The organism is Streptomyces sp. NPDC085900 (assembly GCF_044540925.1).
Classification (GTDB): Bacteria; Actinomycetota; Actinomycetes; order Streptomycetales; family Streptomycetaceae; genus Streptomyces; species Streptomyces gilvifuscus.
This window is the reverse complement of the sequence record NZ_JBITSP010000002.1, coordinates 934,628-948,391: the sequence shown is the minus strand read 5'-3', so window position 1 is coordinate 948,391 and position 13,764 is coordinate 934,628. Positions and strand designations below refer to the sequence as shown.

At 72.3% G+C, this 13,764-nt stretch carries 8 protein-coding genes; 3 read left to right on the top strand and 5 right to left on the bottom strand.

Translation table 11 applies throughout. From position 1 onward, the window contains the following. Positions 1-27 precede the first annotated feature (27 nt). Positions 28-2,982, top strand: a complete 2,955-nt coding sequence (locus ACIGDI_RS09065) for an AAA family ATPase (protein WP_399892760.1) — start codon at positions 28-30, stop codon at positions 2,980-2,982. Positions 2,983-2,992: 10 nt separating this feature from the next. On the opposite strand, the gene ACIGDI_RS09060 is transcribed toward ACIGDI_RS09065, so the two are convergent. From ACIGDI_RS09060 to ACIGDI_RS09045, 4 genes are read right to left on the bottom strand one after another with little or no spacing between them, the layout of a single operon-like run. Beyond that, complete coding sequence (locus tag ACIGDI_RS09060) at positions 2,993-4,228, bottom strand: SGNH/GDSL hydrolase family protein (protein WP_399892757.1); 1,236 nt, start codon at positions 4,226-4,228, stop codon at positions 2,993-2,995. After that, a complete protein-coding gene (locus ACIGDI_RS09055; protein WP_399892754.1) occupies positions 4,225-6,588 on the bottom strand; it encodes a glycosyl hydrolase family 95 catalytic domain-containing protein in 2,364 nt (787 codons plus the stop codon). The genes ACIGDI_RS09060 and ACIGDI_RS09055 overlap by 4 nt, the downstream gene beginning before the upstream one ends. Positions 6,589-6,608: 20 nt before the next feature. After that, a complete protein-coding gene (locus ACIGDI_RS09050) occupies positions 6,609-8,408 on the bottom strand; it encodes an alpha-galactosidase D (RefSeq protein ID WP_399892751.1) in 1,800 nt (599 codons plus the stop codon). A 26-nt stretch (positions 8,409-8,434) separates the two neighbouring features. Then, positions 8,435-9,622 carry an ROK family protein gene (locus ACIGDI_RS09045; RefSeq protein ID WP_399892748.1) on the bottom strand — a complete coding sequence of 396 codons (1,188 nt, stop codon included), beginning with the start codon at positions 9,620-9,622 and terminating at the stop codon, positions 8,435-8,437. Positions 9,623-9,716: 94 nt separating this feature from the next. On the opposite strand from ACIGDI_RS09045, the gene ACIGDI_RS09040 reads away from it, so the two are divergent. Next, on the top strand, positions 9,717-10,454 hold the full coding sequence (locus ACIGDI_RS09040; protein WP_399892745.1) for a hypothetical protein: 738 nt from the start codon (positions 9,717-9,719) through the stop codon (positions 10,452-10,454). Between the two features lie 16 nt (positions 10,455-10,470). Here ACIGDI_RS09040 and ACIGDI_RS09035 read toward each other — a convergent pair whose 3' ends face one another. Next, on the bottom strand, positions 10,471-12,264 hold the full coding sequence (locus tag ACIGDI_RS09035; protein ID WP_399892742.1) for a M4 family metallopeptidase: 1,794 nt from the start codon (positions 12,262-12,264) through the stop codon (positions 10,471-10,473). A 262-nt stretch (positions 12,265-12,526) separates the two neighbouring features. Between ACIGDI_RS09035 and ACIGDI_RS09030 the strand changes: the two genes are divergently transcribed. Beyond that, complete coding sequence (locus tag ACIGDI_RS09030) at positions 12,527-13,723, top strand: serine hydrolase domain-containing protein (protein ID WP_399892739.1); 1,197 nt, start codon at positions 12,527-12,529, stop codon at positions 13,721-13,723. Positions 13,724-13,764 lie beyond the last annotated feature (41 nt).

Sequence of the window (13,764 nt, the reverse complement as noted above, 5' to 3'; positions counted from 1 at the left end):
GTCAGTGGTGGGTGCCAGGATGGGCGTGTGACTGAAACCGGCTTCGCCACTCCGCTGATCGGGCGCGACGAGGATCTCGCCCGGCTCGCCGACGTGCTCGAGCGTGCCCGGCGGGGCGAGGCGGGAGCCGTGCTCGTGGCCGGGGACGCCGGAGTGGGCAAGACCCGGCTGCTGGACGAGGTCGCCCGGCGGGCGGCGGGGGCCGGCACGACCGTGCTGACCGGGCACTGCGTCGACCTCGGTGACGTGGGCCTGCCGTATCTGCCGTTCACCGAGGTCCTCGGGATGCTCGCCGCCGACGAGCGGTTCGCGCCCGTGCTGGCGGCGCATCCCGTGGTGGACCGGCTGCTCGGCTCGGGGTCGGAGGCGGTGCGGGACGCGGGCGGGCGGCTGCGACTGTTCGAGGGCATGGCCCAGCTGCTGGCCGACCTCGCCGATCGCGCGCCCGTGCTGCTGGTCCTGGAGGATCTGCACTGGGCCGACCAGTCCTCCCGCGACCTGCTGCGCTTCCTTCTGAGCCGGGGCGTCCTGCAGCGCCCCGCGGGCGGCGCCCCCGCCCACCGGCTCGCCGTCCTCGCCTCGTACCGCTCGGACGACCTGCACCGCCGTCATCCGCTGCGTCCCCTCCTGGCCGAGCTGGTACGCCTGCCGGCCGTGGAGCGGCTCGAACTGCGGCCCCTGGCGGACGCCGAGGTCACCCGCCTGGTGCGGGCGCTGCGGAGCAGGCCGCTGCCGGAGGCCACGGTCCGCCGCATCGTCGAGCGGGCCGAGGGCAACGCCTTCTACGCGGAGGAGCTGGTCGCCGCCACCGGCTCGGAGGCCGGCGGGGTGCCGAGCGGCCTGGCCGACGTGCTGCTCATCCGTGTCGAGCAGCTGTCCGACACCGCCCAGCAGGTGCTGCGCACGGCCGCCGTCGCCGGCCGCCGCGTCGAGCACGATCTGCTGCGGGACGCCGTAGGGCTCCCCGAGGACGAGCTGGAGTCGGCGCTGCGCGAGGCCGCCGGACACCAGCTCCTCGTCCCCGGCGACCGGGACACCTACGCCTTCCGGCACGCGCTGGCGCGGGAGGCCGTCTACGCGGATCTGCTGCCGGGCGAACGGGCGCGACTGCACGGCGCGTTCGCCCGCCTGCTCGCGGGCCGCGGCCGCTCGGGAGAGACCGCGGCCGAGCGCGCCCACCACTACCGCGAGAGCCACGACCTGGCCGAGGCGCTCACCGCGTCGCTGGAGGCCGCCGACCACGCCCAGCGGGTGGGCGCGCCCGCCGAGGAGCTACGGCACCTCGAGACCGCGCTCGACCTGTGGGCGTCGGTGGACGCGGCGGCACGCCCCTCCGGCGAGGGCGTCGACCGGGTGACGCTCACCCTGCGGGCCTCGGCGGCGGCCGCGCACGCCGGTGAGACACATCGGGCCGTGTCCCTCACCCGGGGCGCCCTCGCGGGAATCGGCGCGGACGCGGACGCCGAGCTCGCCGCCCGGGTCCGGTACACGCTGGCCGGCAATCTGATGAGCGTCGACAGCCTGACGGCCGCCTTCGCCTACAGCAGCGAGGCCCTGTCGCTGATCCCCGCCGAACCGCCGAGCCGCACCTGGGTGTGGGCCGCCGCCACACATGTCATGGCCGCACGCCACATCGGCGAGAACGAGGCCGCGCTCCGGGTGGCGCGGCACGCGCTGGGCGTCGCCGAGCAGCTGCGGGTGAAGGACGCGCAGGCTGACCTGCTCGTCTCCCTGGCCGTCCTGGGCCCCGGCGGCCGCAGCGGGGCGGCGGGGCGCGCACAGCTGGCGGAAGCCCGTGAACTCGCCCGTGGCGCGGGCAACGCGCCCGTGGAGATGCGGGCCCTGTTCAACCTCGCCATCGGCAGCTATGAGTCCGGTGACCTCGAAGGGTGTCTGCGCTGGGTGACCGAGGGCCTGGAGCGCGCCCGCCGGGCCGGACTGCTGTCCTCGCCGTATCCGCTGGAGATGCGGTACCTGCACCTGGTGGTGCTGTACACGCTGGGCCACTGGGACGAGTGCCTGCGGGCCGCGGCCGCCGACGCGGCGGTGCTCCCCTCGGCGGGCGGGTACGCGATGGCCCCGGCCCTGTACGTGGCGCTGGCGCGCGGTGATCTGGAGGCCGCCGAGCGGGCGAAGTCCCTCCTGGACGGGCCGTTCGACTGGATGGCCGCACTGGTCGCCGGCATCGTGCTGACCGAGGCGGCCGTGCTGCGCGGCGATCCGCGGGCGGCCGTGGAGCGGGTGCGGGCCACGGTCGAGGCGCTGACCGACGACGCGGGCACGCGCCCCGACGTGGCGGTCCGGCTGGCGGCGCTCGCCCTGTCGGCGGTGGCCGACGCCGCCGTGGAGCTGCGGTCGGCCGGCGGCGAGTCCCACCCGTGGCGGGAGACCGCCGACGAGCTGGTCGCGCTGGCCCGCGAGGTGGCCCGGCGTGACGAGGACGACCCGCCGCAGGGCCCCGAGGGCCGGGCCTGGCTGGCGCGCGCGGAGGCGGAGTGGACGCGGGCGGTGTCCGGGCCGGACGCAACAGCCTGGGAGAAGGCGGTGGCCGCCTTCGACTACGGGGACGTGTACGAGCGGCTGCGCTGCCAAGTGCGGTATGCGGAGGCCTTGTTGGCGGCCGACCAGCGGCAGGAGGCGGCCGCGCAGGCCGGTGCGGCGCGGACGGTGGCCGAGCGGCTCGGGGCGGCGCCCCTGCTGGAGCGTCTGGACGGTCTGATACGCCGCGGCCGGCTCGCCGCCGGTCCGGCGGACGGGGAGCGCAGCTCGCCGCTCACGGCCCGCGAGCAGGACGTGCTGCGGCTCCTGGCTCGCGGCCGCAGCAACCGGCAGATCGGCGAGGAGCTGTTCATCACCGGCAAGACGGCGAGCGTGCACGTCTCCAACATCCTGGCCAAGCTGGGCGCGGCGAGCCGTACCGAAGCGGTGGCGATCGCCTACCGGCAGGGCCTGGTCGCGCCCGAGCACCAGGCGTCCGGCTGAGCCGGGGTCCTCACCTCCGTCCGGCGCAGTCGAGGCGGGAGAGGTCGACGGCGTCGGCCATCGCCTGCATGCCCTTGTCGTTGGGGTGGATGTGGTCGCCGCCGTCGAAGAAGGGCAGCATCCGTTCGGGGTCGTAGGGGCTGCGCAGGATGTGGTCGAAGTCGGTGACGGCGTCGAAGTCCCCGCTGCCGCGGAGGTAGGTGTTGACCTCCTGGCGTACGGCCTCCCCCGCCGGGTCCCACTCGGACCAGCCCTTGAAGGGGGCGACGGTGGCGGCGACGACGCACTTGCCCGCCGCGTGGACCCGCCGGGCGATCTCGCGGTAGCCGGCGATCAGGTCCTGGGCGGTGACCCCGGTATGGGCCTTGATGTCGTTGACGCCCTCGAAGAGGAAGACGGTGCGCACACCCGGCTGGGAGAGGACGTCGCGCCGCAGGCGGTTCAGGGCGCTCTGGCCGGCGCCGTCGGCGAGGACCTTGTTGCCGGAGATCCCCTCGTTCGCGACGCCCTTGACCCGGGTGTGGGCGGTGCGCAGGCGGCGGGCGAGGTAGTCGGGCCAGCGGCGGTCGAGGTCGCTGGTGGACTGCCAGCCGTCGGTGATGGAGTCGCCGAGGGCGACGACCGCCGCGGTGCCGGTGGGCGGGCGTACGGAGACGGCGTCGAGGTAGGTCCAGGACCCGGTGGTCTCCGTCCAGGCACCGGCGCTCTCCTGCGCGGTGTGGTCGCCCTGGGTGGCATAGGAGGTCTGCATGGCCATCCAGTGGCCGGTCGCCGGGCCTGCGGCGTCCGGCGTGTGGATGCTGATCACCAGGTCGGTCGCGGCCGGCAGCCGGCCAGGCAGCGGGTCGCTGAGCGCGACGCCGCCGGCGGGGACGACGACGGAGCGTGCGCCGGAGAAGGTCAGGGGGCGGTTGCTGCCGTGGACGAGTTCGGCGCCGTCCCGGCGCAGGCCGGCGTAGACGCTGTCGAAGGTCACGGGCCGGTCCCCGAAGGCGTTCGACAGCCGGATGCGCAGATCGCCGCCGCCGACGCTGGTGTGGACGACCAGCCGGTAGCTGCGGTCGGCGACGGCGTCGCCCATCCGGTCGGCGCTCGCGCCCCAGGTGACCACGTCGCGCCGGTCGGGGGTGCCCAGCACGGTGAACGGGTGTGCCACCTCGGATGCGTGCACCGGTGCCGCCTGTACCGTGCCGGCCAGTACCAGCAGGGCGGCCAGCCGGGCGGCTCGCGCGAATCGGCCCCTCACCGCACAAAGTCCTTCCCCTTGAGGATCATGGATGCGCCGGGTTCCACGATCACGGTCCGGGATGCGCCACGGTAGGCAACCGTCGTGCTGCGGCCGCCCACGCTGCGGATGCGCACCTCGGTCGGCCTGCCGTCCGTCCAGCGTAGGTCGACGACGAATCCGCCGCGCGCGGGAGCCGCGGTGAGGGAGCCGGAGGCGGCCCAGGCGTCGGGCAGGGCCGGGAGGAGCTCCAGGTGGCCGGGGCGGGAGTACAGGAGCATCTCGGTCACGGCCGCGGGGGTGCCGAAGTTGGCGTCGATCTGGAAGATGCCGTTGCCCGGGCCGAGTTCGTAGATGTCGAAGAGGTTGGCGGCGGTGCCGTTGCCGCCGCCGGTCGACGGGTGGAGGTTGTTGACGATCAGCTGGTAGGCGTTGTCGGCGTTCTTCAGGCGGGCCCAGCACAGGCTGCGCCAGGCGTTGGCCCAGCCGAAGCTGTTCATGCCCCGGGCGGTGAGCAGGGCGGTGGCACCGTCCACGATGTCGGCCGGGGTGGAGCCGTCGGGGCGGATGCGGTCGCCGGGGAACAGGCCGACGAGCGGGGAGAGATGACGGTGGGTGGTCTCACCGAGGTTGTCGGGGGACATCCACTCCTCCAGCCAGCCCGTCTTGGGGCTGACCTGAGGCAGGTAGAGGCGCTTGCGCAGGCCGGAGACGGTCTGCGCGTAACCGTTGTCGCGCTTCAACGCGGCCGCGGCCACGCAGTAGTTGCCGAACAGGGCGTGGACGAGCTCCTGGGCGTAGGTGATCCCCTTGGCGTCCAGGGGCCCCTGTTCGGGCGACCAGTCGCTGTCGGCGATGAGCACCTCCCGGGAGGTGCCGGGCAGGGTCGTCGTCAGCAGCCGCGCCTCCCAGAACTCGCAGGCGCCCTTGAGGAGCGGGTAGATCTTCTCCAGGTGTGTGCGGGAGAGGGTGTACTCGTAGTGCTCCCAGAGGGTGTTGCACAGCCAGGCGTTGCCGGCGGGGTGCCACCACCAGCCGCCTCCGCCGTAGGGGTTGGTGGAGATGGCGACCGTCCAGCCGGCGTTCTTGCCGCTGGAGTTGCGGTAGCGGTTGCGCGGGTCGTTGAACAGGCGGCCGGTCAGGTCGGTCCAGGACGGCAGCTGGGCGACGCAGTAGTCGGTGAACGCCTCGAAGCAGCCGGTCAGGCCGACGCGGTCGGCCATCCAGTAGTTCATCTGGATGTTGATGTCGGTGTGGTAGTCGCCCATCCACGCCGGGTCGTTGCCGTCGAGCCACAGGCCCTGCAGGCCCATGGGCAGGCTGCCGCGCGATCCGGAGATCATCAGGTAGCGGCCGAAGTGGACGTAGGCGGCCTCGAGTTCGGGGTCGGGCTCGCCGTCGCGGGCGCGGGCCCGGATCCGTTCCCAGGTGTCGAGGGAGCGCTGTTCGGGTGTGGAGGTGCCCAGGGAGAGACCGAACGCGCCGGCTGCCGCGCGGTGGTCGGCGACATGGGTGCGCAGCAGGGTGTCGGCCGAGTGGGCGGCGGCGTCACGCACCTTGGTGCGGGCGAGCTTTCGGGGATCGAGGGACGGGTCGCGGTAGTTCCTGGCCGCGTCCGGCGCGTAGTCGGTGCCGCCGCTGACCACGACGGTGAGGTCCTTGCACCCGGTGAAGGAGATGTGCCCGCCGTCCACGGTGACGCGGCCCGCGGTGCCGTGGGCGGTGACGGCGGCCCCGTACTTCAGGCCGTTGGGGAGGGCCGCTCCGAAGGAGACGGCGGGGTCCTCGCCGTGCGTGCCGGACAGCGTGACGGTGCCGGTGTAGCGGCCTGCCCCGCTCTGGGTGAAGTGCAGGACGATGACGTCGTCGGGGCGGCTGGCGAAGATCTGCCGCCGGTAGGTGACGCCCGAGCGGATGTACGACGTGGTCACCACGCCGCGTTCGAGGTCGAGGGTGCGGCGGTAGCCGGAGACGGCGCCGAGGTCGTGGTCGGGGATGTCGACGGTGAGCCGGGCGAGCAGGGTGAGGGAGCCGAAGTCGTCGCGTCCGTAGGGGAACTGGCCGTCGGCGTCGAGGGTGTCGTTGAGGCCTCCGGTCCACATCGTGGCGTCGGTGAGGAGGAGGAGTTCGTGGCCGGGGTCGTTGCTCGCGAGGGCGCCGAGGCGGCCGTTGCCGACCGGGAGACCCTGTTCGATCATGGAGTTGTCGTCGGCGGGGGCCTGCCACCACAGCTCGTGGCGGGGGTCGGCGCTCTGGACGGTCTCAGCGCCGGCGGGCCGCTGTGGTGCGGCCGACGCGGTGAAGGCGGGCAGGCCGGCGAGGGCGGCGCCGGTCGCGGTGGCGAGGGCGAGCACGTCGCGTCTGGGCAGCGGGGTGTTCATGGCGGCTCCTGGTGGCTCGGTCAGGACGACTTGGGTACGTCGATCCGGTCGATGTCGGGCGCGTAGCCGTTGCCGCTGTCGAAGGTGATCGTGTTGGAGCCGGCCTTGAGGGTCAGCGGCACGCTGACGGTCCCGGTCGTTCCCCAGTCGCCGGTCGAGGGGAACTTGTGGTTCGTCGCGCCGCCGCCGTTCGCGGAGACGGCCACCGAGCGGGCGTCACCGCTGACGTAGGCGATCTTCACCTGGTAGGTGCCCGCCTTGGGGACGACGATGTCGTTGACGGTGAGCTTGCCGCCCAGGTAGAGGTTGCCGACCTTCTTGCCGCCGGAGCAGGCGGAGCAGTCGGCGACGGAGGCGTTAGCGGCCAGGGTGTTGGCCGGTGCCTCGGCCTCGTAGCCGGTGAAGGCGAGCGTGGTGCCGTGCGGGGTGACGGTGAACAGGCGGGAGCCGTGGGCGGGCAGGGCCTCGGTGATCCCGTCCTTGAAGCTGCCGAGGTTCTCGTGGTTCCACAGGTCGCGCACGGCCGCCTTGCCGGTGAAGCCGAGGGATGCCCAGGGGGCGGTGACGGCGGCGGGTGAGCCGGCGAGGTTGAACAGGGCGACGGTGTAGCTGCCGTCGGGGTTCTTCGCGGCCCACACCTGCTGCGGGTCGGAGGGGGTGATCGGGCGTGCGGGCGGCGTGGCGCCCTGAACGAGCGCGATCACTTCCTTGTTGGTGAGCAGGGAGAGGCCGTAGGAGTCGAGCCGTGTGAGGTCGTCGCCGGTGTAGAGGGGCGACTTGGCGATGGCCCAGAGGGTGGCGTAGCTCTGGCGCTCGGCCTTGGTCAGGCCGTCCATCGCGCCGTTGCCGACGTCGAGGGAGTCGAGGTCGTTCCAGCCGCCGGGGCCTGCGTGCCGGGTCCAGCCGGGGGCGTCGTCCCAGCGGTCGTCGACGGAGTTCTCCCAGCTGACGAGGGTGTTGCAGTAGCACTCGACGTCGGTGTCGATGCGCCAGCCGTTGGAGTACTTCTTCCAGTCGTCGGCGTGACCGATGTCCAGCGACCAGGACAGTTCGAGGTGGATCGGGCGGCCGGTGGCGGCGATGGCCTTGTGCCAGGCGGCCACGTCGGCAACGTTGTCGTACTGGTCGCCGCTCTTTCCGGAGCCGGGGCCGACGCCGTCGAGCTTGAGGAAGTCGTAGCCCCAGCCGGCGATCGACCGGGCCTGGGAGTCTATGTACTTCTGGGTACAGGGGCGGGAAAAGTCGAGCTTGTAGGAGCTGTCCCAGCCGTTGGTGGTGCGCAGGTCGCCGTAGACGATGTCGGCGGTGGTGCAGCCGTCGGCGTTCCAGATGGGGGTCCTGCCGTCGTTGTACGCCTCCTTCTCCAGTCCGGCGGGGAGGTAGATGCCGGCCTTGAGGCCCTTGGCGTGGATGCGGTCGGCGACGGCCTTCATGCCGCTGGGGAAGCGCTTCGGGTCGGCCTTCTGGCGGCCGTACTGGTCGTACTCGGGCTTCCAGGTGTTGTCGCGCCACCAGCCGGCGTCGATGTTGACGTACTCGTAGCCGTACTTCTTGAGCTTGGCGGCCAGGGCGTCGGTCTGCTTGGTGACGTTGGCCTCGGTGAGGTAGCTGTAGTCGCCGTCCGGGTTGAGGCCGGGGTACTTGGACGACTGCATGCTCCAACTCGACCAGCCCATGTAGGGCTTGGCGGCGATCGGCGCCGGGTCGGCGGTCGCGGCGTGGGCCGCGGGGGCGACGGTGACGGCTCCTGCGGCGAGGGCCAGGACCACCGCCGCTCTCAGGGCGCGTGCGGGCAGGACGGAGTACGAGGATGACCGCATGGGTCGTACCTCCAGGGGGAGTTGGTTCAGCGGCTCGGGTGCGGGTCGTCGGGGGTGATGAAGGACTGGATCGCGGTGGCGGCGGCCCCGCGGGCCCACTCCTCGAAGGGCAGCGGGCGGGTCTGTACATCGCACTGGGCGGCGGAGCCGAAGGCGGCCGCCGTGAGGGTGTCCCGGATCTGCTCGGCGAAGAGGTCGTAGGCGGCCAGGCCCTCGCCGGAGATGATCACGCGTTCGGGGCCGAGGAGGTTGGCGACGGTGGCGATGCCGCGGCCGATGGCCTCGCCGGCCCGGGCGTACACCTCCCGAACCCCGGGAACGCCCCGGTGGGCGAGGGTCACGGCCTCGGTCGCGTCGCGGACCTCGATGCCCGTGGCCTCGCGGACCTGCCGGACGATCGCCGCCTCCCCCGCGATCGCCTCCACGCAGCCGCGGTTGCCGCAGTGGCAGGGCGGGCCCGCCGGGTCGACGGTGACATGGCCGATCTCGCCGGCCACGCCATGGGCTCCGGCGACGACGCGGCCGTGCACGACGAGGCCGCAGCCGATCCCGGCGCCGACGGTCACCACGGCGAAGTCGGACAGGCCCACGCCGGCGCCGAACCACTGCTCGGCGACGGTGAGGGCGCGCACGTCGTTGTCGACGGTGACCGGCAACCCGACCGTCATGGCGGCGAGTTCGGCGAGGGGCACGTCGCGCCAGTTCAGGAAGGGCGAGTAGCGCACGACGCCTTCGGCGCGGTCGACGTCTCCGGAGACGGCGACACCGAGGCCCTGGACGCCGATGCCCAACTCGGCTGCCTGGAGCAGTAGTTCGCCCACGAGATCCGCGATCGCCGCGAGGACCGGCTTGGGGGCGCGGTCGGCGAGCGGCACGCGGCGGGCGCCGCGGGTGCGGCAGCACAGGTCGGTGAGGACACCGATGATCTCGTCACCGGTCACCTTGACTCCGAGGAACAGCGCCCGGCCGCCGTCGACCCGCACGGGGTTGGCGGGCCGGCCGAGCGCCGGGCGCACCTCGTCGGCGGCGTCCTCCACGAGGTACCCGGCCTCGATGAGCGGCTTGACCGCCTTGGTGACGGCGGCCGGCGACAGCGCCGTACGCCGGGCCACCTCCAGCCTGGTGAGGGGCCCTTGGGACAGGACCGTGGTGAAGATCTGCGAGGCGGCCGGCGTGTTCGCCGGGAACGTCTCGACGCGAGGGGTCGGGCGCATGGCCGGAACCTATTCCCCTTCTTTTCCGCCGTCAATAAAAGAAGCAGGATTGGTCTGTGAGTGGGCTGTCAGTGCCGGACGGCACAATCGCCGCATGACGACGATCGATTGGGCCGCACTGACCCATGCCTACGGCAGTGCCGCGGACATCCCGGGGCTCTTCGCGCGCCTGGGCGGGTCCGAGGACGACAAGGTCTGGTCACAGCTGTGGTCCGCCCTGTGCCATCAGGGGTCGGTGTACGAGGCGAGTTGGGCGGCGATGCCCGTCCTCGCCGACATAGCACGGGGCCGGGCGCCCGGCGAGGCGATACAGGCCGTGCTGATGGCCGGGCTGATCGCGACGGACCCGGGCACCGAGGACCATGAGCGGTACGCCACCGAGATCGCCGAACTCCTGGAGGTGGCCCGCGCCCTGCTGACCGTTCCGGGTCCGGGACCGGGCGACTTCGTCTATCTGCAGATGGCGGTGCTCTCCCTGGAGGACGCCGGCGTCTGGGCGGAGGCCCTGGAGGGGGTGGCCCACGAGGAGTACGAGCTGGAGTGCCCCGAGTGCGAGGAGGGCCTCTTCGTGGCGTTCGGCTCCTACGGGACGTTCACGTCGGCCGGTGACTACGTCATCTCCGGCGCGCCCGAGGCGCGGGGCCGGGGGCGGCTGACACCGGCGCTCCCGGAGCGGCTCACGGGCATCGGCGCTCGCCTGTACGGCGAGTCCGTCGCGGCGGGCCACGCCGAGGTGGCCCGCGCGCTGACGCACGTGTTCGGCAGGGCCCACTGCCCCTCCTGCGACGTCGAGTTCAGCGTGTCCGACGAGGTGGAGAGGCAGTGGGTGTGACGGCGGCGGTGTGCCGTCAGTGCCGGTCGGCCGGGGTGTTGGCCTCGGTGACGTTGACGGCGGCCCAGGACTGGTCCACCGTCCGGTACTCGACGCTGTCCGCCCCGTACAGGTCCTGCGCCGCCTTCAGCGTCGCGACGCGCGCGTCGTGGAAGTCGGTCGTGGAGACCATGTAGCGGGTCAGGGCGCGGTAGTAGATCGCCGTGGCCTTGGTGCGGCCGATGCCCTTGACCGTGGAGCCGTCGAAGGTCGGCGAGTCGTACTTGACGCCGCCGATCGTCTTCTGGCCGCTGCCCTCGGCGAGCAGGTAGTACGCGTGCGAGGAGACGCCGGAACCGGCGTGCACCTCGGCGTCGTACACCTCGGGCGCCCAGTAGTCGACGGTGCCCTCGAGCTTGTCCAGCGACGGGTGGTCGAGACGGCGCAGGAACTTCTGCGCCAGGCCCATCTTCTCGCCGATGAGGTAGTCCGGCTTGTCCGTCGCGTTGTTGGTGGCGAACTCGACGTTGGAGGCGAAGATGTCGGCCAGGGACTCGTTCAGCGAGCCGGGCTCGCCGAACTGGTTGCCCTGGGAGTCCATCCGCGTCGGCTCCAGCTTGGCGGTGGCGTCCACCACGCCGTGGGTCAGCTCGTGGCCGGTGACGTCCAGGGCGACCAGCGGCTTCTTGAACATGTCGCCGTCGCCGTCGCCGTACAGCATGCAGCCGCAGTCGGAGTCCCAGAAGGCGTTGGCGATCTGCTTGCCCCAGTGGACCATCGCCTTGGCGGGCTTGCTGTTGTTGGCGATGCCCTTGCGACCGAAGGTCTTCTTGTAGAAGTCCAGGGTCTTGGTGATGCCGTACTGGGCGTCGGCCGCGGCGCTGTTGCGGCTCGTGGTGGCGCCGTTGCCGAAGACGTCGTTCTTGGTGGTGATCTTCGTGCCGCGGCCGAAGCTCTCCGTGTAGCTGCCCTTGGCGTCCCGGGTCTCGCTGCCGTAGCGGGTGAGGTCCTTCAGCAGGAAGGTGGTGCGGGCCGTCTGGGTCGTCTTCAGCGGAACCTTGCCGACGAAGAGGGACTTGCCCGTGCCGTTGGCCGTGACCGGGTAGCGGGCGGCGGCGGACGCCGATCCCGCCAGGAGCCCGGCGCTCTGCGCGCCGGCGCCGGTGACGGGCGCCGAGGTCTCGCCGCGCTCGCGCAGGGTGTCGAGCAGCTTCGGCGAGAGGAACTCGTCGTTGTCCGGCTGGTTGCTGCGCACCTTGCCGCTCACGGCGTCGATGACGACCGTGCTGGAGCCGGTGCCCTGCGTGGTGGAGCCGTCGGCCACCGGCACGCGGTAGGCCAGGGCGGAGGCTCCGTCGCGGGCGTCGACGACGAGTTCGGCCGGGCCGGCGTCGCCCTTGGCGACCGACGCCGCCTTCTGCTCGGCCTGCGCGGCGGAGAGCTTCGCGTCGGCGGCCGGGACGGCCTTGACGGTGTGGTCGGCGGCACGGGTCACGCCCGCGTAGGAGAGCTGCCGGGTGAGGTGGACGACGAGGTCACCGCCGAGGACCGGCAGGCCCTGGTGCGTCCGGGTGAACCGGACGTGCCGCGCTCCCTCGGGATCGATCATGACGTCCTGGGCCTGCAGGGCGTCCCCCTGGGAGACGCCTGTCGCCGTGGCGTGGGCGAAGGCGGCCGACTTGGCGGCCGACACGACGGCGGCGGCCGAGGCGTCGGCGGCGGTCGCGTGGGTCCCCGTGTCCGGGCCCGCGAAAGCGGTGCCCGCAAGGCCGGTGGCGGCCGTCGTCACGACGACGGCGACCGCCACGCTGCGTATGTGCGGTCTGCGCACTGGTGAGGGTTTCCTTCCTCGCAGAGCGGCCGGGATCACCAACCGCCCTGAGGGATGGCGCCGTTGGGCGCCATGGGGCTGGTCGGGCCCTGGAACGGAACCCTTTCGGATGAGTCATGCACATGTAAAGCCCAAATGATCGCTTTCCATGCGATACAGGGCAATACTTTGCAAATCCACACCGCTCGGTGACCGGAGGGTCACCAACTGTGTGTCGTCTGTGGAGATGTGACGAGACGGAAGCAGGTTGCCTCCAGTGAATGTGACTCATCTCGCAACAAGGGGAACGGCTCTGGGCGCGGCCGCGCTCTGCCTCCTCGCCGGGACCGCGCAGGCCGCACCGGCCGGCCGGCTCCCCAAGCCCGACCTCGCGGGCGTCGACAGCGTGTTGCGCACCGCGCTGCGCCAGGGCGCACCCGGGGCGATCGCCCGCGTCGACGACGACGGCGTGGTCCGCACGGCGGCCGTCGGCGTCGCGGACCGAGGCACCGGACGGGCCATCTCGAACGCCGACCGGTTCCGCATCGGCAGCGTCACCAAGGTGTTCTCGGCCGTGGTGCTCATGCAGCTGGCCGACGAGGGGAAGCTGAACCTGGACGCCTCGGTCGACCGCTACCTGCCCGGGCTCCTGCCCGACAGCCGGATCACGGTGCGTCAGGTACTGGGCCACCGCAGCGGTCTGTACGACTACACGAACGACATGTTCGCCAAGTCGGTCTCCGGCTTCGAGTCGGTCCGCTCCAAGGTCTTCACCTACCGCCAGCTGGTGGACCGCTCGCTGCGGCACGCCCGCACCAACGCCCCCGGCGCCGCGTACGCGTACTCCAACACCAACTTCGTCGTCGCCGGGATGCTCATCGAGAAGCTCACCGGCCACTCCGTGGGAACCGAGTACGCGAACCGCATCATCGAGCCGCTGAAGCTGCGGGACACGTTCTACGTGCACCCGGGCAAGAACATCCCCGGCCGCTACGCCCGCGGCTACCTCACCCCGGACTCGGCGGGCGCCCCGCTGGTGGACGCGACGCAGCAGACGGTGTCCTGGGCGCAGAGCGCCGGCGCGCTGATCTCCAGCACCCGGGACCTGGACACGTTCCTGTCGGCCCTGCTGGGCGGCCGGCTGATGTCGGCCACGCGGCTCGGGCAGATGGAGCGCATGATCCCGGTGAACAGCACCCAGGCCTACGGGCTCGGGCTGCGCCGCCGTGACCTGTCGTGCGGGGTCTCGGTGTACGGCCACACGGGCGCCGTCCAGGGCTACTACACCTACGCCTTCGCGACGAAGGACGGCCGCCGCAGCCTCACCGCGCTCGCCAACACGTCCAACAACGGCGCCGTCCTCAACACCATGCTGGGCACGCTGGAGTCGGCGTTCTGCGGCAAGCCGGCGAAGGCCCGGCGCGGCTCCGCGGTCGTGGAGCGCCACGAGGACATGGCCCCCGAGGTCGCGCGGGACTGACCGGAACCGGCGGTGGCCCGGCGCGCCGGCCACGCCTGCGG